At 61.6% G+C, this 25,838-nt stretch carries 17 protein-coding genes, 4 tRNA genes and 2 pseudogenes; 22 read left to right on the top strand and 1 reads right to left on the bottom strand.

Annotated elements, in window-relative coordinates; genetic code table 11:
- Positions 1-42 precede the first annotated feature (42 nt).
- Positions 43-966: a ParB/RepB/Spo0J family partition protein gene (locus P8T11_RS19750; protein WP_268080441.1), complete on the top strand. Its 924-nt coding sequence runs from the start codon at positions 43-45 to the stop codon at positions 964-966.
- A complete protein-coding gene (locus tag P8T11_RS19745) occupies positions 959-1,963 on the top strand; it encodes an asparaginase (protein ID WP_268080442.1) in 1,005 nt (334 codons plus the stop codon). The genes P8T11_RS19750 and P8T11_RS19745 overlap by 8 nt, the downstream gene beginning before the upstream one ends.
- Here the strand turns inward: P8T11_RS19745 and P8T11_RS19740 are convergent.
- On the bottom strand, positions 1,957-2,850 hold the full coding sequence (locus P8T11_RS19740) for a LysR substrate-binding domain-containing protein (RefSeq protein ID WP_268080443.1): 894 nt from the start codon (positions 2,848-2,850) through the stop codon (positions 1,957-1,959). The two genes, P8T11_RS19745 and P8T11_RS19740, sit on opposite strands and share 7 nt — an antisense overlap.
- Before the next feature lie 116 nt (positions 2,851-2,966).
- Between P8T11_RS19740 and P8T11_RS19735 the strand changes: the two genes are divergently transcribed.
- From P8T11_RS19735 to rpoC, 20 genes and pseudogenes are all read left to right on the top strand, one after another.
- Positions 2,967-3,554 (top strand): cysteine dioxygenase family protein, encoded by a 588-nt coding sequence (locus tag P8T11_RS19735; protein ID WP_268080445.1) that lies wholly within the window; start codon positions 2,967-2,969, stop codon positions 3,552-3,554.
- A gap of 2 nt (positions 3,555-3,556) precedes the next feature.
- Positions 3,557-4,696 (top strand): annotated as a pseudogene (gene metC, locus P8T11_RS19730) (cystathionine beta-lyase); the annotation flags it as partial.
- A gap of 48 nt (positions 4,697-4,744) precedes the next feature.
- Positions 4,745-6,343 carry a rhodanese-like domain-containing protein gene (locus P8T11_RS19725; RefSeq protein WP_268082317.1) on the top strand — a complete coding sequence of 533 codons (1,599 nt, stop codon included), beginning with the start codon at positions 4,745-4,747 and terminating at the stop codon, positions 6,341-6,343.
- A 210-nt stretch (positions 6,344-6,553) separates the two neighbouring features.
- Positions 6,554-7,561: a Bug family tripartite tricarboxylate transporter substrate binding protein gene (locus tag P8T11_RS19720; RefSeq protein ID WP_268080446.1), complete on the top strand. Its 1,008-nt coding sequence runs from the start codon at positions 6,554-6,556 to the stop codon at positions 7,559-7,561.
- A gap of 254 nt (positions 7,562-7,815) precedes the next feature.
- Positions 7,816-9,201 carry a glutamine synthetase family protein gene (locus P8T11_RS19715; RefSeq protein ID WP_268080447.1) on the top strand — a complete coding sequence of 462 codons (1,386 nt, stop codon included), beginning with the start codon at positions 7,816-7,818 and terminating at the stop codon, positions 9,199-9,201.
- A 30-nt stretch (positions 9,202-9,231) separates the two neighbouring features.
- Complete coding sequence (locus tag P8T11_RS19710; RefSeq protein ID WP_268080449.1) at positions 9,232-10,620, top strand: aldehyde dehydrogenase family protein; 1,389 nt, start codon at positions 9,232-9,234, stop codon at positions 10,618-10,620.
- 26 nt (positions 10,621-10,646) lie between these two features.
- Positions 10,647-11,810, top strand: coding sequence for an iron-containing alcohol dehydrogenase (locus tag P8T11_RS19705; RefSeq protein WP_268080450.1), 1,164 nt, complete (start codon positions 10,647-10,649; stop codon positions 11,808-11,810).
- A 113-nt stretch (positions 11,811-11,923) separates the two neighbouring features.
- Positions 11,924-12,010: transfer RNA gene (locus P8T11_RS19700), tRNA-Tyr, on the top strand.
- Between the two features lie 146 nt (positions 12,011-12,156).
- Positions 12,157-12,230 (top strand) — tRNA-Gly (locus tag P8T11_RS19695).
- Positions 12,231-12,242: 12 nt separating this feature from the next.
- Positions 12,243-12,317, top strand: a tRNA-Thr gene (locus P8T11_RS19690).
- 56 nt (positions 12,318-12,373) lie between these two features.
- Positions 12,374-13,564 carry an elongation factor Tu gene (tuf, locus tag P8T11_RS19685; protein WP_006221899.1) on the top strand — a complete coding sequence of 397 codons (1,191 nt, stop codon included), beginning with the start codon at positions 12,374-12,376 and terminating at the stop codon, positions 13,562-13,564.
- 164 nt (positions 13,565-13,728) lie between these two features.
- Positions 13,729-13,804 (top strand) — tRNA-Trp (locus tag P8T11_RS19680).
- Between the two features lie 64 nt (positions 13,805-13,868).
- The gene (gene secE / locus P8T11_RS19675) at positions 13,869-14,249 is read left to right on the top strand and encodes a preprotein translocase subunit SecE (RefSeq protein ID WP_006227004.1); all 381 of its coding nucleotides are present in this window, start codon (positions 13,869-13,871) and stop codon (positions 14,247-14,249) included.
- Positions 14,250-14,258: 9 nt separating this feature from the next.
- Positions 14,259-14,792, top strand: coding sequence for a transcription termination/antitermination protein NusG (gene nusG, locus P8T11_RS19670; protein WP_006216576.1), 534 nt, complete (start codon positions 14,259-14,261; stop codon positions 14,790-14,792).
- Positions 14,793-14,855: 63 nt separating this feature from the next.
- Positions 14,856-15,286, top strand: a pseudogene (gene rplK / locus P8T11_RS19665) (50S ribosomal protein L11).
- Positions 15,287-15,288: 2 nt separating this feature from the next.
- Positions 15,289-15,990 carry a 50S ribosomal protein L1 gene (gene rplA / locus P8T11_RS19660; protein WP_006392088.1) on the top strand — a complete coding sequence of 234 codons (702 nt, stop codon included), beginning with the start codon at positions 15,289-15,291 and terminating at the stop codon, positions 15,988-15,990.
- Positions 15,991-16,246: 256 nt separating this feature from the next.
- Entirely contained in the window at positions 16,247-16,771 is a 525-nt protein-coding gene (rplJ, locus tag P8T11_RS19655) for a 50S ribosomal protein L10 (RefSeq protein WP_006216572.1), read from the top strand.
- 81 nt (positions 16,772-16,852) lie between these two features.
- Positions 16,853-17,233 (top strand): 50S ribosomal protein L7/L12, encoded by a 381-nt coding sequence (gene rplL / locus P8T11_RS19650; protein ID WP_006216571.1) that lies wholly within the window; start codon positions 16,853-16,855, stop codon positions 17,231-17,233.
- Positions 17,234-17,394: 161 nt separating this feature from the next.
- Entirely contained in the window at positions 17,395-21,507 is a 4,113-nt protein-coding gene (gene rpoB, locus P8T11_RS19645; protein WP_050450098.1) for a DNA-directed RNA polymerase subunit beta, read from the top strand.
- The gene (gene rpoC / locus P8T11_RS19640) at positions 21,507-25,751 is read left to right on the top strand and encodes a DNA-directed RNA polymerase subunit beta' (RefSeq protein ID WP_268080451.1); all 4,245 of its coding nucleotides are present in this window, start codon (positions 21,507-21,509) and stop codon (positions 25,749-25,751) included. Before rpoB ends, rpoC begins: the two co-directional genes overlap by 1 nt.
- The last annotated feature ends 87 nt before the right edge of the window (positions 25,752-25,838 follow it).

The raw sequence follows: 25,838 nt of genomic DNA, 5'->3' as shown, positions 1-25,838 counted from the left end.
TTTGTCTCGGGATACAAAAACAGAAGGAAAGAGGATTTAACTATGGCCACCAAGAAACCCAAGGGATTGGGTCGCGGACTGGACGCCTTGCTGGGCGCGGATGCGCCTGCGATCGACAACATCGGCAAGGCCGTCGCGGCCAAGCCCGAGGGTCCGCCATCCACCTTGCTTCTCTCGAAGATGCGCGCAGGCAAGTATCAGCCGCGCACGCGCATGGACGAGGGCGCACTGGGTGAGTTGGCCGAATCAATTCGCACGCAAGGCATCATGCAACCCATTCTTGTGCGCGCACTGGGTGAAACCGCGCCGGGCCATTACGAGATCATCGCGGGAGAACGCCGTTTTCGCGCGGCCCAACTGGCCGGCCTGAAAGAAGTGCCGGTGCTGGTGCGCGAAGTGGCCGACGAAAATGCGGCCGTGATGGCGCTGATTGAAAATATCCAGCGCGAAGACCTGAACCCGCTGGAAGAAGCGCACGGCGTGCGCCGCCTGCTGGACGAATTCGGTCTGACGCATGAGCAGGCTGCGCAAGCGATCGGCCGGTCGCGGTCGGCTACCAGCAACCTGCTGCGTCTTTTGAACCTGGCCGCGCCTGTGCAGACGATGTTGCTGGCCGGCGATGTGGACATGGGCCATGCGCGTGCGCTGCTGGCCGTGGATGCGGCCACGCAAATCCAGCTGGCCAACCAGATCATCGCGCGCCGCCTGTCGGTGCGCGAAGCGGAAAAGCTGGTTGCCAAGACCGCCAAGGAAGCGGAGTCGGCCACGTCACCGCGCAAGAAGGCCAATGGGGTCTCGCGCGATCTGACGCGCTTGGAAGAGGCGCTTTCCGACCATTTGGGCACGCGCGTCGCCCTGAAGGTGGGCGCCAAGGAAAAGGGCCAGATCGTCATCGACTTTCACGGCTGGGAACACCTGAATTCGCTGCTTGAACGCCAAGGCCTGTCCGGAGTGGTCGATGCCTGATCGCGCATTGCCGGTGATTGCGGTACTGGCCACCGGCGGCACCATCGCGGGCGCCCAGGCAGATGCCACGTCAGCGGGATACAAAGCGGGCTCGTTCTCCGTCAACGACTTGCTGGACGCCGTACCCCAATTGGCCCGCATTGCCGAGATCCGCGCTGAACAGGTTGCCAACGTGGGCAGCCAGAACATGACGCATGAGGTCTGGCGCGCGCTGGCGGCACGTGTCAGCACGCTTTGTCAGGACGCCTCGGTGGCCGGCATCGTCATTACGCACGGCACCGATACGCTTGAAGAAACCGCGTATTTTCTAAGCCTGGTTGTGCAGCACGACAAGCCCGTCGTGCTGGTTGGGGCCATGCGGCCGGCGACAGCCCTGGGCGCCGAAGGCCCCGCGAATCTCTACAACGCGGTGGCGCTTGCCCGCCATCCCGACGCGCGCGGCCGAGGCCCGCTTGTCGTGATGAACGAAGATATGCACTACGCGCGCGAGATTCAGAAAATCGCCAGCGCAGGGCTGTGCGCGTTCGCATCGCCCAACCGTGGCCGCGCAGGCGTCATGCATGGCGGCGTGCCATGTTTCTATTCCCGCAACACCACCACGCACTCGACACAAAGCGAGTTTTCACTCGCATTGTTGGAATCGGCCGGCTGGCCGCGCGTGGATATCGTCTATGCCCATGCGAACCTGCAGGCGGACGTGATTGGCTTCCTGGCCGACTCGGCCGACGGCATCGTATTGGCCGGTGTGGGTGACGGCAACGCCACTGATGTCGCCATCGACGCCTTGAGCCGCGCCGCCACGAATGGCGTGGCGGTGGTGCGTTCCAGCCGCACGGGCAGCGGCTTCGTCGCGCGCGACGTCGAATTGGATGACGGCGGCCTGGGCTTTATTGCAGCGCGTGACCTGAATCCGCAGAAGGCGCGCATCTTGCTGATGCTGGCCCTGTCCGTCACGCGCGATACGGATGCGGTACAGGCCATTTTCGACCGCTACTGAGCGCCGGGCGGTCCGGCCGCTGCATCACCCTGCTGCGCCAGTCCCAGGTTGCTGCGCAACATGTCATAGACCTGGCGCGTCAGCGGATTGATCAGATCGCGCCTTATCCACAGGAAGTAGGTGACGTCCGGCAAGGGCGGCAAGCCTTCCTTGTCCCCCAGCACACGCATTTCCGGCCCCAGCAGTTCCACGCTGCGCGCCGTCACGCCCAGTCCGGCGCGCAACGCAGCCTTGATCCCCACCAGGTTCGGCGCCACGTAGTTGGTGTGCCAGCGCACCCGCGCCTGCTCCAGCGCATTTAACGCCAGGCGGCGAAAGATGCTGGGCTCGTCCGCCAGCACCAGCGGCACGGGGGTGTGCGGGTCATGCATATAGTCCGCGGATGCCAACCAGACGGTGGGCGAGGTGCGTAGCGCAACCCCCTCGAAATCCTGGTCAAAGCGGGTGGAGATCGTCAGGTCAAGCTCGCCGGCGCGCAGAGCATCCATCAGGAAAGGGCTGCGGTCCACGCGAATCTCGAGTTTCACGCGGGGGGCTGAACGCGCGATGTGCGTCAAGAGCGTCGGCAATATGGTGTCGGCCACGTCCAACGGCGCGCCCAGGCGCAAATCTCCTTCCAGCGGGCCGTCCTGCAGGGCACGCAGTGCCTCGTCGTTGATGGCCAGCATATGGCGCGCATATTCCACCAGCCGGCGCCCATGCGACGACAGCACTTTGTTGCGCCCCTGCTTCTCGAATAGCGGCAAACCGATACTGGCTTCCAGCCGCTGCATCTGTTGCGTAATGGCCGACTGCGTCTTGTGCAGCCGGTTGGCGGCTTCCGAGAATGTGTCGTGCCGCGCGATAGCCGTCAGTGTCCGAAGCAGGTCCAGGTCCAGGTTGCGCATGATGTGCCCAAAGTATTAGCGATGCTAATGGAATGTTAAGGCAATTTAAATTGTTGGCGCGACATCACGGCGATACATTAAGCCTAATAACTCGTGAAACAAGAGGGAAAACTATCGTGAGCACTGCACATCCTCATCAGACCGGTATCGATGCCGCCATCGGAAATATTAAAAAAACTGTAGGAAATAAGGAGCTGAACCGAGACAGCCTCGACGAAGTGTTGCAAGAGCTGGTGAGGCTGGCCGCGCATACCGACTGGTGGACGGGCGATCGCTATGCGGCGCCCGAAGAGGGCGAACGCCAAGCCCGCTACCTGATTGCCGAAGACGACGACAAAAGCTACGCGCTCTACTTGAACGTCATGCGCCCTGGCAACAAGATCGTGCCGCACAACCACACCACCTGGGCCTGTATCGCCGCCGTGGAAGGCGTTGAATACAACTACGTCTACGACCGCCTCGACGACGGCTCCGTGCCGGGCGTGGGCCGCCTGCAAAAGACGGGCACCGTGGTGGTGGGGCCGGGCGCCGGCATCGCGTTGATGCCCGACGATATCCATGCCGTTGAAATCCAGGGCGACAGCGTCATCCGCCATCTGCACATGTATGGCCGCGCACTGGAAACGCTGGACGAACGCCTGGGCTTCGACCTGGACGCCGGCACCTGCAAGATCATGCCGATTGGCGTGAAGACCCGCCGCTGATCATGAACAAGCCCTACCAGTCCGCGACGCGATTGCTGCGTGCGGGGCGTCCCCACCAAGGGTGGGTGAATACCCCCGTTACGCGCGCCAGCACCTATGTTTTCGACAGCGTTGCTGCCTGGCGTGACACGCGCGAGCGCCGCGAACAAGAGCGTCTGCCGTCCTATGGCGCGCGCGGCACCGACAGCACGCATGCGCTGGAAGACGCCCTGGTGGAACTGGAACAGGGCTTTCGCGCCGCGCTGTATCCCACCGGCCAAGCGGCGATCACCACGGTATTGCTCGCGTACCTGCGCACGGGCGATCACGTCCTGATCACCGACGCGGTATACGAGCCGGTGCGCCGATTCTGCGCGGAGCACCTGACGCGGCTGGGTATCGAACATACGTTCTATCGCCCCGACGGTCGCGGCATCGACGCCCTGATCCAGCCCAATACGCGAATGATCTACGCCGAAACGCCGGGCTCGCTGACTTACGAGATGCCGGACCTTTGCGAGTTATCCACAGCCGCGAAAAAACACGGATGCTGGCTGGCTGTGGATAACACGTGGGCGTCGGGCTTGATATACAAACCGCTCACGCTAGGCGCTGATATTTCCATCCTGGCCGCCACCAAGTATCTCGGTGGACATGCCGACGTGATGATGGGCGCCGTCGTGGTCAATGCGCACGCCTGGCGCCCGCTTGAGCGTGCCACCATTGACTTCGGCCAGACCGTAGGCGCCGACGACGCTTTCCTGGTGTTGCGCGGGATGCGCTCGCTGCCCCTGCGCATGGCGCAGCACGAAAAGAACGCAATGCAGGTCGCGCACTTTTTGCAGGGACGTCCCGAAGTGGCTCGCGTGCTGTGCCCCGCCTTGCCTGGCGACCCGTCGCACGCGGTGTGGCTGCGCGACTGCAACGGCGCCAATGGTCTGCTGACGGTGGAACTGGATGGCGCTTACAGCGCCAAGGACGCCGAACGGCTGATCGACAGCTTGCGCCTGTTCGGCATCGGCGCGTCGTGGGGCGGCTTTGAAAGTCTTGTGATCCCGGTGCAGCTTGCATCCCGCGCGCTGCCGGATCCGACGCCGCGCGGTGTGATGCTGCGCCTGCATATCGGCCTGGAAGACCCCCAAGACCTGATCGATGATTTGGACCAAGGCCTGTCAGTTCTGAACTTATCTACCCGGATCCCTTTGAATTCCATGACGCATCCCACTACCGTCCCTTCCATCGCAGCTGTTGATCCTCACACGCTCAAGCAGTGGCTGCACGATGGCCGCGAGATTGCCTTGCTGGATGTGCGCGAACACGGGCAGTACGGCGAGTCTCATCTGTTTTTCGCGGCACCCGTTCCATATAGCCGGCTGGAGGTGGACATCGTGCGTCTGGCCCCGCGCCCCGACGTGCGCGTGGTGGTCTACGACAATGGCGGCGACGACAGTACAGCGGAACGCGCCGCCCGCGCCTTGGCCCGGCTTGGCTACGGCAACGTGCACCGCCTGGCGGGCGGCATTGCCCAATGGCAGCGCGACGGCTACGCCGCTTTCGCCGGTGTGAACGTGCCCAGCAAAACCTTCGGCGAATTGGCCGAAGAAGTTTTCCACACCCCCCGCATCGGCGCCCGCGAACTGGCAGAGCGCCAACGGCGTGGCGACGATCTGATTGTGCTGGACGGCAGGCCTTACGCCGAATACCAGAAAATGAGCATCCCTGGCGGCATCTGCTGCCCGAACGGTGAGTTGGCGCTGCGCGCGCACACGCTGGTCAAGGATCCGAACACAACCATCGTCATCAACTGCGCGGGCCGCACTCGCAGCATCATCGGCGCCCAGACGCTGATCAACCTGGGGGTGCCCAACCCCGTCTACGCGCTGGAGAACGGCACGCAGGGCTGGTATCTGGAAGACCTGCAACTGGAACACGGTGCGCGCCGCCGCTACGACGATGGCGTGTCGCCGGAAGCGTTGCCCGAGCTGGCTGCACGATCCGCACAACTGGCCAAGCGCCATGATGTGCCGGTGGTGGACGCCCCCACGGTGCAGGCGTGGTTGCTCGACCCCACCCGCACGACGTTCCTGTGCGACGTGCGCAGCGCCGAAGAATTCGCGCAAGGCTCCTTGCCGGGGGCGCAACACACGCCCGGTGGACAACTGGTGCAGGCCACCGACCAGTACCTGGCCGTGCGTGGCGCGCGCATCGTGGTGTTTGACGCCGAAGGTGTGCGCGCGCCGGTCGTGGCAAGCTGGCTGCGGCAGATGGGGTGGGACGCCAGCGTGCTGGAAGAGGGCGTTCATGCCGCCTTGTCGCATGAGGCGCCGAAGCCGCGGACGCCGCACCTCTCCGTCTTGACCGACGCGGCGCTGGCGGCAGGCTTGTCGCAGGGAGCGCAGGCTGTCGATATCCGCGCCGGCATGCGATATCGCGCCGGGCATATCGCCGGCGCACAGTGGTCCATACGCCCGCGTCTGGACCACCTGAATCTGGACCTGGCGCGTCCCGTCGTCTTGCTGGCCGATGACGCCGACCTGGCCGCATGGGCCGCCGAGGACCTGCGTGTCTTGGGTGTGCGGGACATCAAGGTCAACACCGGCACGCCAGCAAGTTGGTCGGCGGCGGGCATCGCGCTTGAAGCCACGCCCACCGTGCCCTCGGACGAAGCGTGCATCGACTACCTGTTCTTCGTGCATGACCGCCACGACGGCAACAAGGCTGCGGCGCGCCAGTATCTGGCGTGGGAGACCAACCTGGTCAAGCAGATTGATGAACGCGAGTTGGCAACGTACCGCTTCCCGGCGAGCTGACGCGAACGCGCCACGGCACGCCGAATAGCGCCACAACGCACCACATTGCGCCGACGCCGCAACGGTCCACAGAGACTACGCGGCACACCAGATGCATCACCCGATTAATACGCTCCGGCGGCAGGTGCCGACGGGGTGCGGACGGTTCATGGCGAACCGGAATGCAAAGGATGGCCGGGGATCCGGCCTTCACGACAAGGGGAAATCCAGATGAAGCACCACGCATTGCACACTTGCGGCGCCGCCGCGTTGGCCGTTGCCGCCGTGATGGGGGGCGCGAGCGTCCAGGCCCAAGCCCAGACCCTGCAGGCGCCGGCCGACTATCCGAAGCAGGCCATTACGGTGGTTTCGCCGTTTCCGCCTGGGGGCGGCAACGACAATGTGTCCCGCCTGATCGCGCAAGAATTGGGCGCCATCACAGGCCAAAGCGTCGTCGTGGAAAACCGTTCTGGCGCGGGGGGCAATGTGGGCACGGCGCAGGTCTCGCGCGCCAAGCCCGACGGCTACACCTTGGTGATGTCGCAGACGAGCGTCATGGCCGTCAATCCGCGCCTGTACAAGAACGTGGGCTTTGATCCCGTCAAGGATTTCATGCCGATCTCGCAGATCACGTCCGCGCCGCTTGTGCTGGTGGCGCGCACCGAGAGTCCGTACAAGACCATGGCCGACTACCTGGAGGCCGCGCGCAAGCAACCGGGCATCATCACCTACGCCACGCCGGGCAACGGCACCATGAGCCATCTGATGGGGGCGCTGGTGTCCAAGAAAGCAGGCGTGACCCTGGTGCATGTGCCGTACCGCGGCGCGGCGCCGGCCATCACCGACCTGATGGGCGGCACGGTTGACATGCTGATTACCTCGCCGGCCTCGGCCGAACCCATGGTGGCCGCCGGCAAGCTGCGCATTCTGGCATTGAGCCATGAGAACAGTGTCGGCATTTTCAAGGGCGCACCCACGCTGAAGCAAAGCGGCCTGGACGGCATCACGGCTGACGATTGGTACGGCCTGTTCGCGCCCGCGGGCACGCCGCCCGAGCGTGTCGCCTATCTGGCGCAAGCAGTGAGCCAGGCCATGAAGTCGCCCAAGGTGATTGCAAAAATCAACAGCGGTGGCAGTTGGCCGGTGGGCAGCCAGCCTGATGCGTTCAAGACGCGCCTGCAGGAAGACACGGTGTACTGGGCCGACATGGTGAAGACGGCGGGAGTGTCGCTGGACTAAGACTTGCTTGCGGTGTCAGCGACAGGCGGCCATGTGCTGCCTGTTTTGCTTGCTGCGTTGGCCATGCGCTGCGGGAATCGCTTGCGATCTACCTAGGGAAACTACTGCATGCCCAAGGCTGCAAATTCACCGCAAGGTGTCTAGACTCGGAGAAACCCTGAGAGCACGCCACGCGATATTCCCTTGTCCGGCAAGGGACGCCCCGGCGTTTGCCCGCAGCCCAACGCAAGGCTTTAGCCACAAGGTGAACGAGCATGCATTCACTAGGGGTAGCAACGGTGGAAGACGCGGAACGTCTGGTGCAAGCCAGTTCGCTTTCGCATATCAAGGTGGGCTTGTCCGACGTCGACGGCGTCATGCTGGGCAAGTACCTGCGGCGCGACAAGTTCCTGGGGGCGTTGCGCTCGGGCCTGGCGTTTTGCGACGTGGTGTTAGGTTGGGACCTGGACGACCAACTCTACGACAACACCAAGTACACCGGTTGGCACACGGCCTATCCCGACGCCCAACTGCGCATCCTGCCCCACACCGGCCGCCGACTGCCGCTGGAGCAAGGGCCGGGGGGCGAAGACATGCTGTTGTTCCTGGCCGAGTTCGAAGGCGATGCTGCCGCCATCTGCCCGCGCCGCTTGCTGCAACGTACCCTGGACCTTGCCGAGGGCATGGGCTACGACGTCTACGCCGCGCTGGAATATGAGTTCTTCATGTTCCGTGAAACGCCGCACTCCGTGCGCGCGAAGCACTATCGCAACATGGAGAACTGGACGCCGGGCAACTTCGGCTATTCCATGCTGCGCAGCACGGTCGAAGGCGACTTCTATCGCAAGCTTCTGGACATGTGCGAACGCATGGACATGCCCATCGAAGGCCTGCACACGGAAACCGGGCCGGGGGTGTTGGAAGCGGCCATTGCGGTGGACAAGGCCGCGGCCGCTGGCGACAAAGCTTTCCTGTTCAAGACCTTCACCAAGGCGCTGGCCCAACAGAACGGCTTGATGGCGACGTTCATGGCCAAGTGGTCGCACGACCATCCCGGCCAAAGCGGCCACATTCATCTGTCCTTGCGCGACACGAAAAGTGGCCGCTCGGCCTTCTACGATGAATCGCAGCCGCATGGCATGAGCGCGGTGCAGGTGTCGTTCATGGCGGGTGTGCAGCGCTATCTGCCGGAGTTCATGGCGCTGTACGCGCAAACCATCAACAGTTATTCGCGGCTGGTGCCGGGGTATTGGGCGCCGCTGGACGCGACATGGGGCATGGAGAACCGCACCACCGCGTTGCGCCTCATCCCCGGCAGCGACAAGTCACAGCGTGTGGAAGTGCGCATCGGTTCGGCTGATGCCAATCCGTATCTGGCGCTTTCCGCCGCCTTGGCGTCCGGGCTGTACGGCATTCAGTTGGGTTTGGTGCCGGAACCGATGGTGCAGGGCAACGCCTACACGCAGCAGTTCCCCGCGCATTTGCGCTTGCCCACCACGCTTTGGGAAGCCGCGCAACGCCTGCGCGAATCCGAGGCCGCGCGCCGCCTGTTTGGCGACGCCTTTGTCGAACACTTTGCTGCAACCCGGGAATGGGAAGAGCGGCAGTTCCGGCGCCATGTCACCGACTGGGAGCTGGCGCGCTATTTCGAGATCATCTGATCCGCGTCCAACTGTTTGCATAGGGCCACCATGACCGAGGAACTTATCACCATCAGTCCCATCGACGGGCGCGAGGTCGTCCGGCGTGCCTACGCCAGTGAGGCGCAAATCGCGCGAACGCTGGCACAGGCGCAGTCCGCGCAACCGGCCTGGCAGGCGCTGGGCATTGCTCAGCGGGGGCGCATCGTATCAGCTGCCGTTGACCAGCTTGTCGGGGCCAGAGATGAAATCGCCCGGGCCATCACGATTCAGATGGGTCGGCCGTTGCGTTACACGCCAGGCGAAGTGGATGGCTTCGAGGCTCGCGCCCGCCACATGATCTCGATTGCCGACGAAGCGCTGGCGCCCATACAGGTGCCCGAGCAAACCGGCTTCACGCGCTTCATTCGTCGCGAGCCGATTGGCGTTGCATTGACCATTGCGCCTTGGAATTATCCGCTGCTGACCGCCGTGAACAGCATCGTGCCGGCCTTGATGGCTGGCAACACCGTGATCCTGAAGCACTCCGATCAGACGCCCTTGTGCGCCGAACTGCTTGACCGCGCATTCCGCGACGCCGGCGTGCCGCAGGGCGTATTCCAGTACCTGCATGCGAACCATGACACGGTGCAAAGGCTGATCCGCGCGCCGGAGATCGGCTACGTGTCGTTCACGGGTTCGGTGCGCGGGGGCCGCATTGTCGAGGAAAGCGCGGCGGGCCGGTTCATCGGCGTGGGCTTGGAGCTGGGGGGCAACGATCCCGCCTATGTGCGCGACGACGCCAATATGGAACACGCGGTTGAATCCCTGGTCGACGGCGCGTTCTTCAATTCTGGCCAGTCCTGCTGCGGTATTCAGCGCATCTACGTGGCGCAGGCGCGATACGACGATTTCGTCGAACAAGCCGTGGCGCTGACCAAGGCTTATGTGCTGGGCAATCCGCTGCATGAAACCACGACGTTGGGACCGGTGGTTCGTGCCAGCGCCGCGGCGGAGATTCGTGATGTTATTGGCGAAGCCATTTCGGCAGGTGCTCAGAATATGATGGATTCATCGCATTTCAATAATGCGAGTGAACGCTCGTGTTATGTTGCGCCGGCCATTCTTACGCGAGTAAACCATCGCATGCGCATCATGAGCGATGAGTGCTTCGGGCCAGTCGTCGGCATCATGCCGGTCTCGGGCGATGACGAAGCCGTCGCATTGATGAATGACAGTCCTTATGGCCTGACGGCGGCGGTGTACACGCAAGATGAAGCGGCCGCGCTCGAGATTGGTGCGCAAGTGCGCACTGGCACCTTCTTCATGAATCGATGCGACTACCTGGATCCGGCCTTGGCCTGGACGGGCGTGAAGAACACGGGCCGCGGTGTGTCCTTGTCCGCCATTGGCTATGAACAGCTTACCCAGGCCAAATCCTTCCATCTGCGCAGCGTCTGATCCAAGGCGTCTTCAGGAATCTAACCATGACCGTGCCCAGCGTTAACTGGAACTATCCGACTGCCATCAAGGCAGGCCCGGGTCGCGTGAAAGAACTGCCCGAATGGTGCCGCGAACTTGGCATGACGCGTCCGCTGCTCGTCACCGATCCGGGCCTGGCCTCCTTGCCGATGGTGGCAAACGCCGTGCAGGCGTGCAACCAGGCAGGCCTGGCGTGTGCGGTCTTTCATGAGATCAAGGGAAATCCTACCGGTCGCAATGTGGAAGATGGCGTGGTGGCCTACCAGCAAGGCGGCCATGACGGTGTCATTGCCTTCGGGGGCGGTTCCGCGTTGGATGCGGCCAAGGCAATCGCGTTGATGGTGGGTCAGGATCGTCCCTTGTGGGACTTCGAAGATATCGGCGACAACTACCAGCGCGTGAACGTGGCCGGCATGGCGCCGGTGGTCGCCGTACCAACGACAGCAGGCACCGGGTCGGAAGTTGGTCGAGCATCGGTCATCACGGATGAAGCCGCAGAGGTCAAACGCATCATCTTCCACGCGCGGATGCTGCCGGCCATCGTCATTCTGGACGCCGAACTGACATTGGGCCTGCCGCCCAGAATCACCGCCGCGACCGGCATGGATGCGCTATCGCACAACCTCGAGGCGTATTGCTCGCCGTTCTTTCACCCGATGGCCGCAGGCATCGCCATCGAAGGCATGCGGATGATCAAGGAATACCTGCCGCAAGTGGTGGCGGACGGCTCGAATGTGCAGGCGCGTCAGCAAATGCTTGTGGCGTCCACCATGGGCGCCACGGCCTTCCAGCGCGGCCTTGGCGCCATGCACGCCCTGGCGCATCCCCTGGGGGCGCTGTACGACGCACATCACGGCATGCTCAATGCCATCTTGATGCCTTACGTGCTCAAGGCGAACCAGCATGCTGTCGCGCCGAGGTTGGAAGCGCTGGCGCGTTACCTGGACCTGCCGGACACGGGGCCGGGCGCGGTGCTTGACTGGGTGCTGCGCTTGCGCGAGGCCGTCGGCATTCCGCACACGTTGGCCGATATCGGCATCGACGAGGGGCAGGTCGAGCGGGTAGGGCGCATGGCCAGCGTAGATCCATCAGGCGCGGCTAACCCGGTAAATTTCACCGCCGACGACTATTCGCAACTTTTGCGAGCATCAATTCGCGGAAACCTGTAAACTTCGCCCCCTCTGCGCGGAAACGCGAGTGGTCGAACAAAAGTTTTTGAATATTTTCAGCCGGAAGGTTTGACACCGGATTCGAAAGTGTTCATAATCTCAAGTTCTCCGCTGGAGGGGTGCCCGAGTGGTTAAAGGGGGCAGACTGTAAATCTGTTGGCCTTGCGCCTACATTGGTTCGAATCCAATCTCCTCCACCAGAGACCCAACTCTTAATCCAGGCGATGTCTGCCTGGATTTTAAAATTAGGCCTAGGGAACTGGGCGGCCTTCGCAAAGAAGGTTGTAAGGTTCCCCGGGCCTTGATTTTGAGGGTTTGGGAAATAGAGATGGTGAATGGGTATGCCGCGGGTGTAGCTCAATGGTAGAGCAGAAGCCTTCCAAGCTTACGACGAGGGTTCGATTCCCTTCACCCGCTCCAAGATTTTTAAATGCCCATGTGGCTCAGTGGTAGAGCACTCCCTTGGTAAGGGAGAGGTCGCGCGTTCGATCCGCGCCATGGGCACCACAAATTTCCAAGTTCTTTTCTTCAGTCTGAAGCGCAATCCAGGTCAGGAGTCAGCCATGGCAAAAGGCAAGTTTGAACGTACCAAGCCGCACGTGAACGTGGGTACGATTGGTCACGTTGACCACGGCAAAACGACGTTGACGGCAGCTATCACGACCGTTCTGTCGAACAAGTTCGGTGGCGAAGCCAAGGGCTACGACCAGATCGATGCGACTCCTGAAGAAAAGGCTCGCGGCATCACGATCAACACCGCCCACGTCGAGTACGAAACGGAAGCGCGTCACTACGCTCACGTTGACTGCCCGGGCCACGCTGACTATGTGAAGAACATGATCACGGGCGCGGCGCAAATGGACGGCGCGATCCTGGTTGTGTCGGCCGCTGACGGCCCGATGCCGCAAACGCGTGAACACATTCTGCTGAGCCGTCAGGTTGGCGTGCCGTACATCATCGTCTTCCTGAACAAGGCTGACATGGTTGACGACGCCGAGCTGCTCGAGCTGGTGGAAATGGAAGTTCGCGAACTTCTGTCGAAGTACGACTTCCCGGGTGATGACACCCCGATCGTCAAGGGTTCGGCCAAGCTGGCGCTGGAAGGCGACAAGGGCGAACTGGGCGAGCAAGCCATCATGGCTCTGGCCGCTGCACTGGATTCGTACATCCCGACGCCCGAGCGCGCCGTGGACGGCACGTTCCTGATGCCGGTTGAAGACGTGTTCTCGATCTCGGGTCGTGGCACGGTGGTTACCGGCCGTATCGAACGCGGCATCGTGAAGGTCGGCGAAGAAATCGAAATCGTGGGCCTGGTGCCGACGGTCAAGACGACTTGCACGGGCGTTGAAATGTTCCGCAAGCTGCTGGACCAAGGTCAAGCTGGCGACAACGTGGGCATTCTGCTGCGCGGCACCAAGCGTGAAGACGTCCAGCGTGGCCAAGTTCTGGCCAAGCCGGGCTCGATCACGCCGCACACGGACTTCACGTCCGAGGTGTACATCCTGTCCAAGGAAGAAGGCGGCCGTCACACGCCGTTCTTCCAAGGCTATCGTCCCCAGTTCTACTTCCGCACGACGGACGTGACGGGCACGATCGAGCTGCCGGCCGACAAGGAAATGGTTCTGCCGGGCGACAACGTGGCCATGACGGTCAAGCTGTTGGCTCCGATCGCCATGGAAGAAGGCCTGCGTTTCGCCATCCGTGAAGGCGGTCGTACCGTCGGCGCCGGCGTCGTCGCCAAGATCCTGAAGTAAGCAATACCCAAGTGGGTAGAGAGGACGAAAAGTCCCTCTACCCATTTTTGCCGTAAAAGTGTTATGATGTTTGGCTCCGTAACCTTAAGCAGTGAACAGCCCAAGAGGCTGATCATGCGAAGGCCGGGAAAGTCAGTGAATGTAGTGCAAGCCAGTAGTGTTTTAGGGGCATAGCTCAATTGGCAGAGCGTCGGTCTCCAAAACCGAAGGTTGTAGGTTCGATTCCTACTGCCCCTGCCACCGCCAGGATAAACCCGCGGGAGATCATCGCGAGTTACGCATTCACGGCGGCTCGCGTCGCAATATGTCTAATACCAGCGTAGAAACCGTAACCAGTACCGCCGACCGGGTCAAGCTCGGGCTGGCGGTTCTCGTCGTTATTGCTGGCATCGTCGGGTTTTCCGTGCTTAGCGCACAGCCGATGCCTGCTCGTATCGGCGTGTTCGTCGGCGGCCTAGTGATCGCAGCTGTAATCGCCTGGTTCAGCGAACCCGGCCGCCGCACCCTGAGCTTTGCCAGCGAGTCCTACAACGAAGTCAAGCGTGTCGCATGGCCCACCCGCAAGGAAACGACCCAGATGACGGGTATCGTTTTTGCGTTCGTGGCTGTCATGGGCATTTTCATGTGGGTGCTCGACAAGGGCATCGAATGGATTCTTTACGGCCTGTTGTTGGGCTGGAAATAAGGACGGCGAATGAGTAAGCGTTGGTATGTCGTCCATGTGTACTCCGGCATGGAAAAGAGTGTCCACAAGGCCCTGGTAGAGCGCATTGAGCGCGCGGCCTTGCAGACGTCTTTTGGCCGCATTCTTGTGCCCTCCGAGGAAGTCGTCGAGGTCAAGGGTGGTCAGAAATCGATCACCGAACGCCGCATTTTCCCTGGTTATGTCCTGGTTGAAATGGACCTGACTGACGAAACGTGGCATTTGGTCAAGAACACGAACCGCGTCACCGGTTTTTTGGGTGGCTCGGGCAACCGTCCGACCCCGATTTCCGAGAAGGAAGTCGAGAAGATCCTCTCCCAAATGGAAGAGGGTGTCGAGAAACCCCGCCCCAAGATTCTTTTCGAAGTGGGCGAGATGGTTCGGGTCAAGGAAGGTCCGTTTGCAGACTTCAACGGCAACGTCGAAGAAGTCAATTACGAAAAGAGCAAGGTGCGCGTGTCGGTCACCATTTTTGGTCGTGCCACACCCGTCGAACTCGATTTCAGCCAGGTCGAAAAGACCTGATTTCAACCCCCGGGGAGCCCAGGCTGAAAACGCCGGGGCGATATAACCCGCAAGGAGCAAAGCATGGCGAAAAAGATCGTCGGCTTTATCAAGCTGCAAGTACCGGCTGGTAAAGCTAACCCCTCCCCCCGATTGGCCCGGCACTGGGTCAACGCGGCCTGAACATCATGGAATTCTGCAAGGCGTTCAACGCCAAGACCCAAGGCATGGAGCCTGGTCTGCCGATTCCGGTGGTGATCACCGCCTTCGCGGACAAGAGCTTCACCTTCATCATGAAGACCCCGCCCGCGACGGTCCTCATCAAGAAGGCCGCCGGCGTACAAAAGGGTTCGCCCAAGCCGCATACCGATAAGGTCGGCACGCTGACGCGCGCTCAAGCTGAAGAAATCGCCAAGGCCAAGGGCCCCGATCTGACCGCCGCTGATCTGGACGCCGCTGTGCGCACGATCGCTGGCAGCGCCCGCAGCATGGGCATCACGGTTGAGGGGATCTAATCATGGCAAAACTGTCCAAGCGCGCAGCCGCTATTGCGCAAAAGATCGACCGCACCAAGCTGTACCCGGTCGCTGAAGCCCTGACCCTGGTCAAGGAAACCGCCGTCGCCAAGTTCAATGAATCCATTGACGTGGCCGTGCAGCTCGGCATCGACCCGAAGAAGTCGGACCAACTGGTTCGCGGTTCGGTCGTTCTGCCCGCCGGCACCGGCAAGTCGGTTCGCGTTGCCGTGTTCGCCCAAGGCGACAAGGCTGAAGCCGCCAAGGCCGCCGGCGCCGACATCGTTGGCCTGGACGACCTGGCTGACCAGATCAAGGCCGGTCAAATGGACTTTGACGTGGTCATCGCTTCGCCCGACACGATGCGTGTCGTGGGTGCCCTGGGCCAGATCCTGGGTCCCCGTGGCCTGATGCCGAACCCGAAGGTCGGCACCGTGACGCCTGACGTCGCAACCGCTGTCAAGAACGCCAAGGCCGGTCAGGTTCAGTACCGTACCGACAAGGCTGGCATCATCCACGCAACGATCGGCCGCGCGTCGTTCGGCGTGGAACAGCTGCAAACCAACCTGGCTGCTCTGGTCGACGCCCTGCAAAAGGCCCGTCCCGCAGCTGCCAAGGGCATTTACCTGCGCAAGCTGGCCGTTTCGTCCACGATGGGCGGCGGTGCTCGCGTTGAAATTGCCTCGCTGTCGGCTTCCAACTAAGCCAACAGCAGTAAACGTACTTTGGGCTGCATCCGGATTCCTCCGGATGTTGCTGTCAAAGACCGCTGGAGCAGGGTGGTGGATCGGTGTCTGACACCCCCGGTGCCCCGCTTAATCCCGAAGCTCATCTAGTTCGGATCCAGCGTAGACGGCGTCCCCAGGAAGATTTCTTTACACGAAGAACTCGACCAGGCGCCGCATTCGGTTGACGCGCAAGGCTCAGGCCCCAGGCGTCTTTTGATGGAGTGTTCAAACCGTGAGTCTCAATCGTCAAGAGAAAGCGGTGGTAATCGAGGAAGTCTCGGCAGAAGTCGCCAAGGCACAATCGATTGTTATCGCTGAGTACCGTGGTCTGGACGTCGCCTCTGTCACCGTACTGCGCAAAACTGCGCGTGAATCGGGCGTGTATCTGCGAGTTCTGAAGAACTCGCTGGCCCGTCGTGCTGTTGCCGGCACGGCTTTCGAGCCGTTGGCTGAGCAACTGACCGGTCCGCTGATCTATGGCATCAGCACTGATCCGGTTTCGGCGGCCAAGGTTATCGCTGGTTTCGCGAAAAGCAACGACAAGCTGGTCATCAAGGCGGGCGCATTGCCCAACAGCCTGCTGACTCAAGATGGTGTGAAGGCCTTGGCCACCATGCCGTCCCGCGAAGAGTTGCTGTCGAAACTGCTTGGCACCATGCAAGCCCCGATCGCGCAATTCGTGCGTACGCTCAACGAAGTTCCGACCAAGTTCGCCCGTGGCCTCGCGGCTGTGCGCGACCAAAAGGCAGCGGCCTAATCGCCCTGCTGTCCGGAATTCGCTGAACGACGAAGCGACACCCAAACCCTGGCATTACCAAAATATTTGGAGTTCTTAAAAATGGCACTTAACAAAGCTGAAATCCTTGACGCCATCGCTGGCATGACCGTGCTCGAGCTGTCCGAGCTGATCAAGGAAATGGAAGAGAAGTTCGGCGTGTCGGCTGCTGCCGCTGCTGTCGCTGTTGCTGCTCCCGCCGCCGGTGGCGCTGCCGCCGCTGCTGAAGAGCAAACCGAGTTCAACGTCGTCCTGCTGGAAGCCGGCGCGAACAAGGTCAGCGTCATCAAGGCCGTGCGCGAGCTGACCGGTCTGGGTCTGAAGGAAGCCAAGGACCTGGTTGACGGCGCTCCGAAGCCCGTCAAGGAAGCTGTGGCCAAGGCTGACGCCGAAGCCGCCAAGAAGAAGCTGGAAGAAGCTGGCGCCAAGGTCGAAGTCAAGTAAGACCTGCGTCAACTGCCCGGGGACAGCACAGTTTGCAGTCCCCGGGCTTTTGCGTTTCCAGGAAACCCCTACTGGGGGTATGCCCTTTCAGGGGGGTTTCCTGGAGTCGTATCACCTAGGGCCGTGGTTGACGGCCCATGCAACCTCGAGTCGGAGTGCTCATGCCTTACTCGTACACCGAAAAAAAGCGCATCCGCAAAAGCTTCGCCAAGCGTGAAGACGTTCAAAACGTTCCTTTCCTTTTGGCGACACAGCTTCAATCCTACCTAACTTTCCTGCAGGCGGATACCGCCCCGTCCGATCGCGTAGCCGACGGTTTGCAGGCGGCGTTCTCGTCGATTTTCCCGATCGTTAGTCACAACGGTATGGCGCGCTTGGAGTTCGTGAGCTACGTGCTCGGCGAACCGGTGTTCGATGTCAAGGAATGTCAGCAACGTGGTCTGACCTATGCCTCGCCCCTGCGAGCCAAGGTCCGCCTGGTGCTGCTTGACCGCGAAGTCAGCAAGCCGACCGTGAAGGAAGTGAAGGAACAGGAAGTCTACATGGGCGAAATTCCGCTCATGACGGGCACGGGTTCCTTTGTCATCAATGGCACCGAGCGTGTCATCGTGTCGCAGCTGCACCGTTCGCCTGGCGTGTTCTTCGAACACGACCGCGGCAAAACGCACAGCTCCGGCAAGCTCCTGTTCTCGGCCCGCGTGATTCCTTACCGCGGCTCGTGGCTGGACTTCGAATTCGACCCGAAGGACGTTCTGTTCTTCCGCGTCGACCGCCGTCGCAAGATGCCTGTCACGATCCTGTGCAAGGCCATCGGCATGACGCCGGAATCCATCCTGGCCAACTTCTTCGACTTCGATAACTTCGAATTGAAGAGCGAAGGCGCGATGATGGAGTTCGTGCCCGAGCGTTGGAAGGGCGAAATGGCCCGTTTCGACATCTCGGACCGCGATGGCAAGGTCATCGTCGAAAAAGACAAGCGCATCAATGCCAAGCATTTGCGCGACCTGGCTGCCGGTGGCATCCAGCGCATCTCCGTGCCGGAAGATTTCCTGTACGGCCGCGTGCTGGCCAAGAACATCGTTGACGAAGATACCGGCGAAGTCATCGCCAACGCCAACGACGAGATCACGGAAAGCGTGCTGGGCGCCCTGCGCGCCTCGAACGTCTACGACATCCAGACGCTCTACACGAACGATCTGGACCGTGGTCCGTACATCTCGCAAACGTTGCGTACCGATGAAACCGCCGACCAGATGGCCGCGCGCGTCGCCATCTACCGCATGATGCGTCCTGGCGAGCCGCCCACCGAAGAAGCGGTGGAAGCGCTGTTCCAACGTCTGTTCTACAGCGAAGAGACGTACGATCTGTCGCGCGTGGGCCGCATGAAGGTCAACAGCCGTCTGGGCCGTGGTGAAGACATCACCGGCCCGATGACGCTGACCAACGAAGACATCCTTGAAACCATCAAGGTGCTGGTTGAACTGCGTAACGGCCGTGGCCAGATCGATGACATCGATCACTTGGGCAACCGACGCGTGCGTTGCGTTGGCGAACTGGCCGAAAACCAGTTCCGCGCCGGCTTGGTGCGTGTCGAACGCGCCGTCAAGGAACGTCTGGGCCAGGCCGAGACCGAAAACCTGATGCCGCACGACCTGATCAACTCCAAGCCGATCTCGGCTGCCATCAAGGAGTTCTTCGGTTCGAGCCAGCTGTCGCAGTTCATGGACCAAACCAACCCGCTGTCGGAAATCACGCACAAGCGTCGCGTTTCCGCACTGGGCCCGGGCGGTCTGACCCGCGAGCGCGCCGGCTTTGAAGTCCGCGACGTGCACCCGACCCACTATGGCCGAGTCTGCCCGATCGAAACGCCGGAAGGCCCGAACATCGGTCTGATCAACTCCATGGCGCTGTACGCTCGCTTGAACGAGTACGGCTTCCTGGAAACGCCTTACCGCAAGATTATCGACGGCCGAGTCAGCGAGCAGATCGATTACCTGTCGGCCATCGAAGAAAGCCACTACGTCATTGCACAGGCTAACGCCGCGCTGGACGAGCAAGGCGCCTTCGTCGACGACCTGGTCGCTTGCCGTGAAGCAGGCGAAACGATGCTGACCTCGCCGGCCAACGTGCATTACATGGACGTTGCCCCGTCGCAGATCGTGTCGGTGGCTGCTTCGCTGATTCCGTTCCTTGAGCACGACGACGCGAACCGCGCACTGATGGGCGCCAACATGCAACGTCAGGCCGTGCCTTGCCTGCGTCCGGAAAAGCCGGTCGTGGGTACGGGTATCGAGCGCACCGTGGCCGTTGACTCGGGCACGACCGTGCAAGCACTGCGTGGCGGCCTGGTCGACCACGTTGATGCCGAGCGCGTCGTGATTCGCGTGAATGACGAAGAAAACGTCGCCGGCGAAGTCGGTGTCGATATCTACAACCTGATCAAGTACACCCGTTCCAACCAGAACACGAACATCAACCAGCGTCCTATCGTCAAGCGTGGCGACAAGGTCGCCAAGGGCGACGTGCTGGCTGACGGCGCATCGACCGACCTGGGCGAACTCGCCCTGGGTCAGAACATGCTGATCGCGTTCATGCCGTGGAACGGCTACAACTTCGAAGACTCGATCTTGATCTCCGAGAAGGTTGTTGCCGATGACCGCTACACCTCGGTGCACATCGAGGAACTGACGGTTGTTGCCCGCGACACGAAGCTGGGTCCGGAAGAAATCACGCGCGACATCAGCAACCTGGCTGAGACGCAACTGAACCGTCTGGACGATTCGGGCATCACGTACATCGGCGCCGAAGTCAGCGCTGACGACGTGCTGGTCGGCAAGGTTACGCCCAAGGGCGAAACCCAGCTGACGCCGGAAGAAAAGCTGCTGCGCGCCATCTTCGGTGAAAAGGCGTCCGACGTTAAGGACACCTCGCTGCGCGTGCCTTCGGGCATGACCGGCACCGTGATCGACGTGCAAGTGTTCACGCGTGAAGGCATCGTGCGCGACAAGCGCGCCCAGTCCATCATTGACGATGAACTGCGCCGCTATCGCCAAGACCTGAACGACCAGCTGCGCATCGTTGAAAACGACCAGTTCGACCGTATCGAAAAGATGCTGGTCAACAAGACCGTCAACGGCGGCCCGCGCAAGCTGGCCAAGGGCGCCACGATCACCAAGGCTTACCTGGCTGATCTGGACCGCTGGCAGTGGTTCGACATCCGTCTGGCCGATGAGCCGCACGCTGTCGTGCTGGAACAAGCCAAGGAATCGCTGGAACAGAAGCGTCACCAGTTTGATCTGGCCTTCGAAGAGAAGCGCAAGAAGCTGACGCAGGGCGACGAGCTGCCCCCGGGCGTGCTGAAGATGATCAAGGTCTACCTGGCCGTGAAGCGTCGTCTGCAACCTGGCGACAAGATGGCAGGCCGTCACGGTAACAAGGGTGTGGTTTCGCGTATCACCCCGGTGGAAGACATGCCGCACATGGCTGACGGCACGCCGGCCGACATCGTTCTGAACCCGCTGGGCGTGCCCTCGCGGATGAACGTCGGTCAGGTGCTGGAAGTGCACTTGGGCTGGGCTGCCAAGGGCGTGGGCCACCGCATTGCCGATCTGCTGCGCGACGAGCGCACTGCGCAGGTCAAGAACGTCCGTGCCTACCTGGACAAGGTCTACAACACGACCGGTTCCGGCGCCCGCATCGACGAGCTGACCGACGAAGAAGTCATGGAAATGGCCCAGAACCTCAAGAACGGCGTGCCGTTCGCGACGCCCGTCTTTGACGGCGCGACCGAAGAGGAAATCACCACGATGCTGGAGCTGGCCTATCCGGACGACGTCGCCGAGCGCATGGCACTGACGCCTTCGCGTACGCAGGCATGGCTGTTTGACGGCCGCACGGGCGAGAAATTCGAGCGCCCCGTGACTGTCGGCTACATGCACTACCTGAAGCTGCACCACTTGGTCGACGACAAGATGCACGCGCGTTCGACGGGTCCGTACTCGCTGGTCACGCAGCAGCCGCTGGGTGGTAAGGCGCAGTTCGGTGGTCAGCGTTTCGGGGAAATGGAAGTGTGGGCGCTGGAAGCATACGGCGCCGCGTACACCCTGCAAGAAATGCTGACGGTGAAGTCGGATGACATCACTGGCCGTACGAAGGTATACGAAAACATCGTCAAGGGCGACCACGTCATCGACGCCGGCATGCCGGAATCGTTCAACGTGCTGGTGAAGGAAATCCGCTCGTTGGCCCTGGACATGGATTTGGAGCGTAACTAATGAAAGCGCTACTCGACCTATTTAAGCAAGTCTCGCAAGACGAGCAATTCGATGCCATCAAGATCGGCATCGCCTCGCCCGAGAAGATCCGTTCGTGGTCTTACGGCGAAGTTCGCAAGCCCGAGACCATCAACTACCGCACGTTCAAGCCTGAACGTGACGGTCTGTTCTGCTCCAAGATCTTTGGCCCGATCAAAGACTACGAGTGCTTGTGCGGCAAGTACAAGCGCCTGAAGCATCGTGGCGTGATCTGCGAAAAGTGCGGCGTTGAAGTTACCGTTGCCAAGGTTCGCCGTGAACGCATGGGCCACATCGAGCTGGCCAGCCCCGTCGCGCACATCTGGTTCCTGAAGAGCCTGCCGTCGCGTCTGGGCATGGTGCTCGACATGACCCTGCGCGACATCGAACGCGTTCTGTACTTCGAAGCCTGGTGCGTGATCGAACCTGGCATGACGCCGCTCAAGCGCGGCCAGATCATGTCGGATGACGATTTCCTCGCCAAGACCGAAGAGTACGGCGACGATTTCCGTGCCCTGATGGGCGCGGAAGCCGTGCGCGAACTGCTGCGTACCATCGACATCGACCGCGAAGTGGAAACGCTGCGCGGCGAGTTGAAGGCCACCAGCTCGGAAGCCAAGATCAAGAAGATTTCCAAGCGCCTGAAGGTGCTGGAAGGCTTCCAGAAGTCGGGCATCAAGGCCGAGTGGATGGTCATGGAAGTGCTGCCCGTGCTGCCGCCGGACCTGCGTCCGCTGGTGCCGCTGGACGGCGGTCGCTTCGCGACCTCCGACCTGAACGACCTGTACCGCCGCGTCATCAACCGCAACAACCGCTTGAAGCGCCTTCTGGAGCTCAAGGCGCCGGAAATCATCCTGCGCAACGAAAAGCGGATGCTGCAGGAAGCCGTTGACTCGCTGCTGGACAACGGTCGCCGTGGCAAGGCCATGACGGGCGCCAACAAGCGCCAGTTGAAGTCCCTGGCCGACATGATCAAGGGCAAGAGCGGTCGTTTCCGTCAGAACCTGCTGGGCAAGCGCGTCGACTACTCGGGCCGTTCGGTCATCGTGGTGGGTCCGCAGCTGAAACTGCATCAGTGCGGTCTGCCCAAGCTGATGGCCCTGGAACTGTTCAAGCCGTTCATCTTCAATCGTCTGGAGATGATGGGCCTGGCCACGACCATCAAGGCTGCCAAGAAGCTGGTGGAAAGCCAGGAACCGGTGGTTTGGGACATCCTGGAAGAAGTCATCCGCGAACACCCGGTCATGCTGAACCGTGCGCCTACGCTGCACCGTTTGGGCATCCAGGCGTTCGAACCGGTCCTGATCGAAGGCAAGGCCATCCAGCTGCACCCGCTGGTTTGCGCGGCGTTCAACGCCGACTTCGACGGTGACCAGATGGCTGTTCACGTGCCGCTGTCGCTGGAAGCCCAGCTGGAAGCGCGTACGCTGATGCTGGCGTCGAACAACGTACTGTTCCCGGCCAACGGCGAACCGTCGATCGTGCCGTCCCAGGATATCGTGCTGGGTCTGTACTACACGACGCGCGAGCGCATCAACGGCCGCGGCGAAGGCATCTTCTTCACCGACGTCGCTGAAGTGCAACGTGCGTATGACAACGGCGAAGTCGAGCTGCAATCCCGCGTGACCGTGCGTCTGAAAGAGCACGAGCGCGACGAGGCTGGCGAATGGCAACCGGTTATCCGCCGTCACGAGACGACGGTCGGCCGCGCGCTGCTGTCGGAAATTCTGCCGAAGGGCCTGCCCTTCACGGTGCTGAACAAGGCACTGAAGAAGAAGGAAATCTCGCGCCTGATCAACCAGTCGTTCCGTCGTTGCGGCCTGCGCGACACGGTGATCTTCGCCGACAAGCTGATGCAGTCCGGCTTCAAGCTGGCCACGCGCGGCGGTATCTCGATCGCCATGGGCGACATGCTGATCCCGACCGCCAAGGAAGGCATCCTGGCTGAAGCCAGCCGCGAAGTGAAGGAAATCGACAAGCAGTACTCGTCGGGTCTGGTCACGTCCCAAGAGCGCTACAACAACGTTGTGGACATCTGGGGCAAGGCTGGGGACAAGGTCGGCAAGGCGATGATGGAACAACTGGCCACCGAGCCGGTTGTGAACCGTCACGGCGAAGAAGTTCGCCAGGAATCGTTCAACTCGATCTACATGATGGCTGACTCGGGCGCCCGCGGTTCGGCCGCCCAGATCCGTCAGTTGGCTGGTATGCGCGGCCTGATGGCCAAGCCGGACGGCTCGATTATCGAAACGCCCATTACCGCGAACTTCCGTGAAGGTCTGAACGTGCTTCAGTACTTCATCTCGACTCACGGCGCGCGTAAGGGTCTGGCTGATACGGCACTGAAGACGGCAAACTCGGGTTACCTGACTCGTCGTCTGGTCGACGTGACGCAAGACTTGGTGATCACCGAGGACGATTGCGGTACGTCGCTGGGCTACAACATGAAGGCCCTGGTGGAAGGTGGTGAAGTCATCGAACCGCTGCGCGACCGCATCCTGGGTCGTGTTGCCGCCGTGGACATCATCAACCCGGACACGCAGGAAACGGCCATCGTTGCCGGTACCTTGCTGGACGAAGATCTGGTCGACACCATCGACCGCATCGGCGTGGACGAAGTCAAGGTCCGCACCCCGCTGACGTGCGAAACGCGCCACGGTCTGTGCGCACACTGCTACGGCCGCGATCTGGGTCGTGGTTCGCCGGTCAACCAGGGCGAAGCCGTCGGCGTTATCGCTGCTCAGTCCATCGGTGAACCGGGCACGCAGCTCACGATGCGTACGTTCCACATCGGTGGCGCGGCGTCGCGTTCGGCTCTGGCCAGCGCGGTGGAAACCAAGTCCAGCGGTCAGGTCGGTTTTGCCAGCACGATGCGCTATGTCACGAACGCCAAGGGCGAACGTGTGGCGATTTCGCGCTCGGGCGAACTGGCGATCTTCGACGACAACGGCCGCGAACGCGAACGCCACAAGATCCCGTACGGCGCGACCGTGCTGGTGGGCGATGGCGAAGCCGTGAAGGCTGGCGCGCGTCTGGCGACGTGGGATCCGCTGACCCGTCCGATCGTGTCGGAATACGGTGGCGCCGTCCGCTTCGAGAACATCGAAGAAGGCGTGACCGTTGCCAAGCAGGTGGACGAAGTCACGGGCCTGTCGACGCTCGTCGTCATCACGCCGAAGACTCGTGGCGGCAAGATCGTCATGCGTCCGCAGATCAAGCTGGTCAACGAAAGCGGCGAAGACGTCAAGATCGCCGGCACCGATCACTCGGTGAACATCTCGTTCCCGGTGGGCGCGCTGATTACCGTGCGCGACGGCCAGCAGGTTGCCGTGGGTGAAGTTCTGGCGCGTATTCCGCAAGAATCGCAAAAGACCCGCGACATTACCGGCGGTCTGCCGCGTGTGGCCGAGCTGTTCGAAGCCCGTTCGCCGAAGGATGCCGGCATGCTCGCCGACGTCACCGGTACGGTGTCGTTCGGTAAGGATACGAAGGGCAAGCAGCGTCTGGTCATCACCGACCTGGAAGGCGTGAGCCACGAGTTCCTGATTCCGAAGGAAAAGCAGGTTCTGGTGCACGACGGCCAAGTGGTGAACAAGGGCGAAATGATCGTGGACGGCCCGGCCGATCCCCACGACATCCTGCGCCTGCAAGGCATCGAGAAGCTGGCGACGTACATCGTCGACGAAGTGCAGGACGTTTACCGTCTGCAGGGCGTGAAGATCAACGACAAGCACATCGAAGTGATTGTTCGTCAGATGCTGCGTCGTGTGAACATCGTTGATGCTGGCGATACCGAGTTCATCCCGGGCGAGCAAGTTGAGCGCTCCGAACTGCTGAACGCCAACGATCGTATGACTGCCGAAGAGCGTATCCCGGCTACCTACGACAACGTGCTGCTGGGTATCACGAAGGCCTCGCTGTCGACCGACTCGTTCATCTCGGCCGCTTCGTTCCAGGAAACCACGCGTGTCCTGACCGAAGCCGCCATCATGGGCAAGCGCGACGACCTGCGTGGCTTGAAGGAAAACGTCATCGTCGGCCGCCTCATCCCGGCGGGTACCGGCCTGGCTTACCACCACGCACGTCGCGACAAGGAAGAGCTGGAAGCGGCGGAACGCGAAGCCGCTCGCCAACAGGCCAACCCGTTCGAAGACTCGCCGGTCACGGTGGGTGCGGACGCGGAAGCCCCGGCTTCCGACGCTGGCACCGAGAACCCCGCCGAATAAGCGGAAGCCCGGACAGATCCTCGCGCGCAGGCTCGGCGCGGGGGCAGCAAGCAAAAAGGCCGCTGATGCGAATCAGCGGCCTTTTTT

Origin of the sequence: Achromobacter spanius, assembly GCF_029637605.1 — a bacterium.
In the GTDB taxonomy this organism is placed as follows: Bacteria; Pseudomonadota; Gammaproteobacteria; order Burkholderiales; family Burkholderiaceae_B; genus Achromobacter; species Achromobacter spanius_E.
This window is presented reverse-complemented; position numbering and strand designations above follow the sequence as displayed.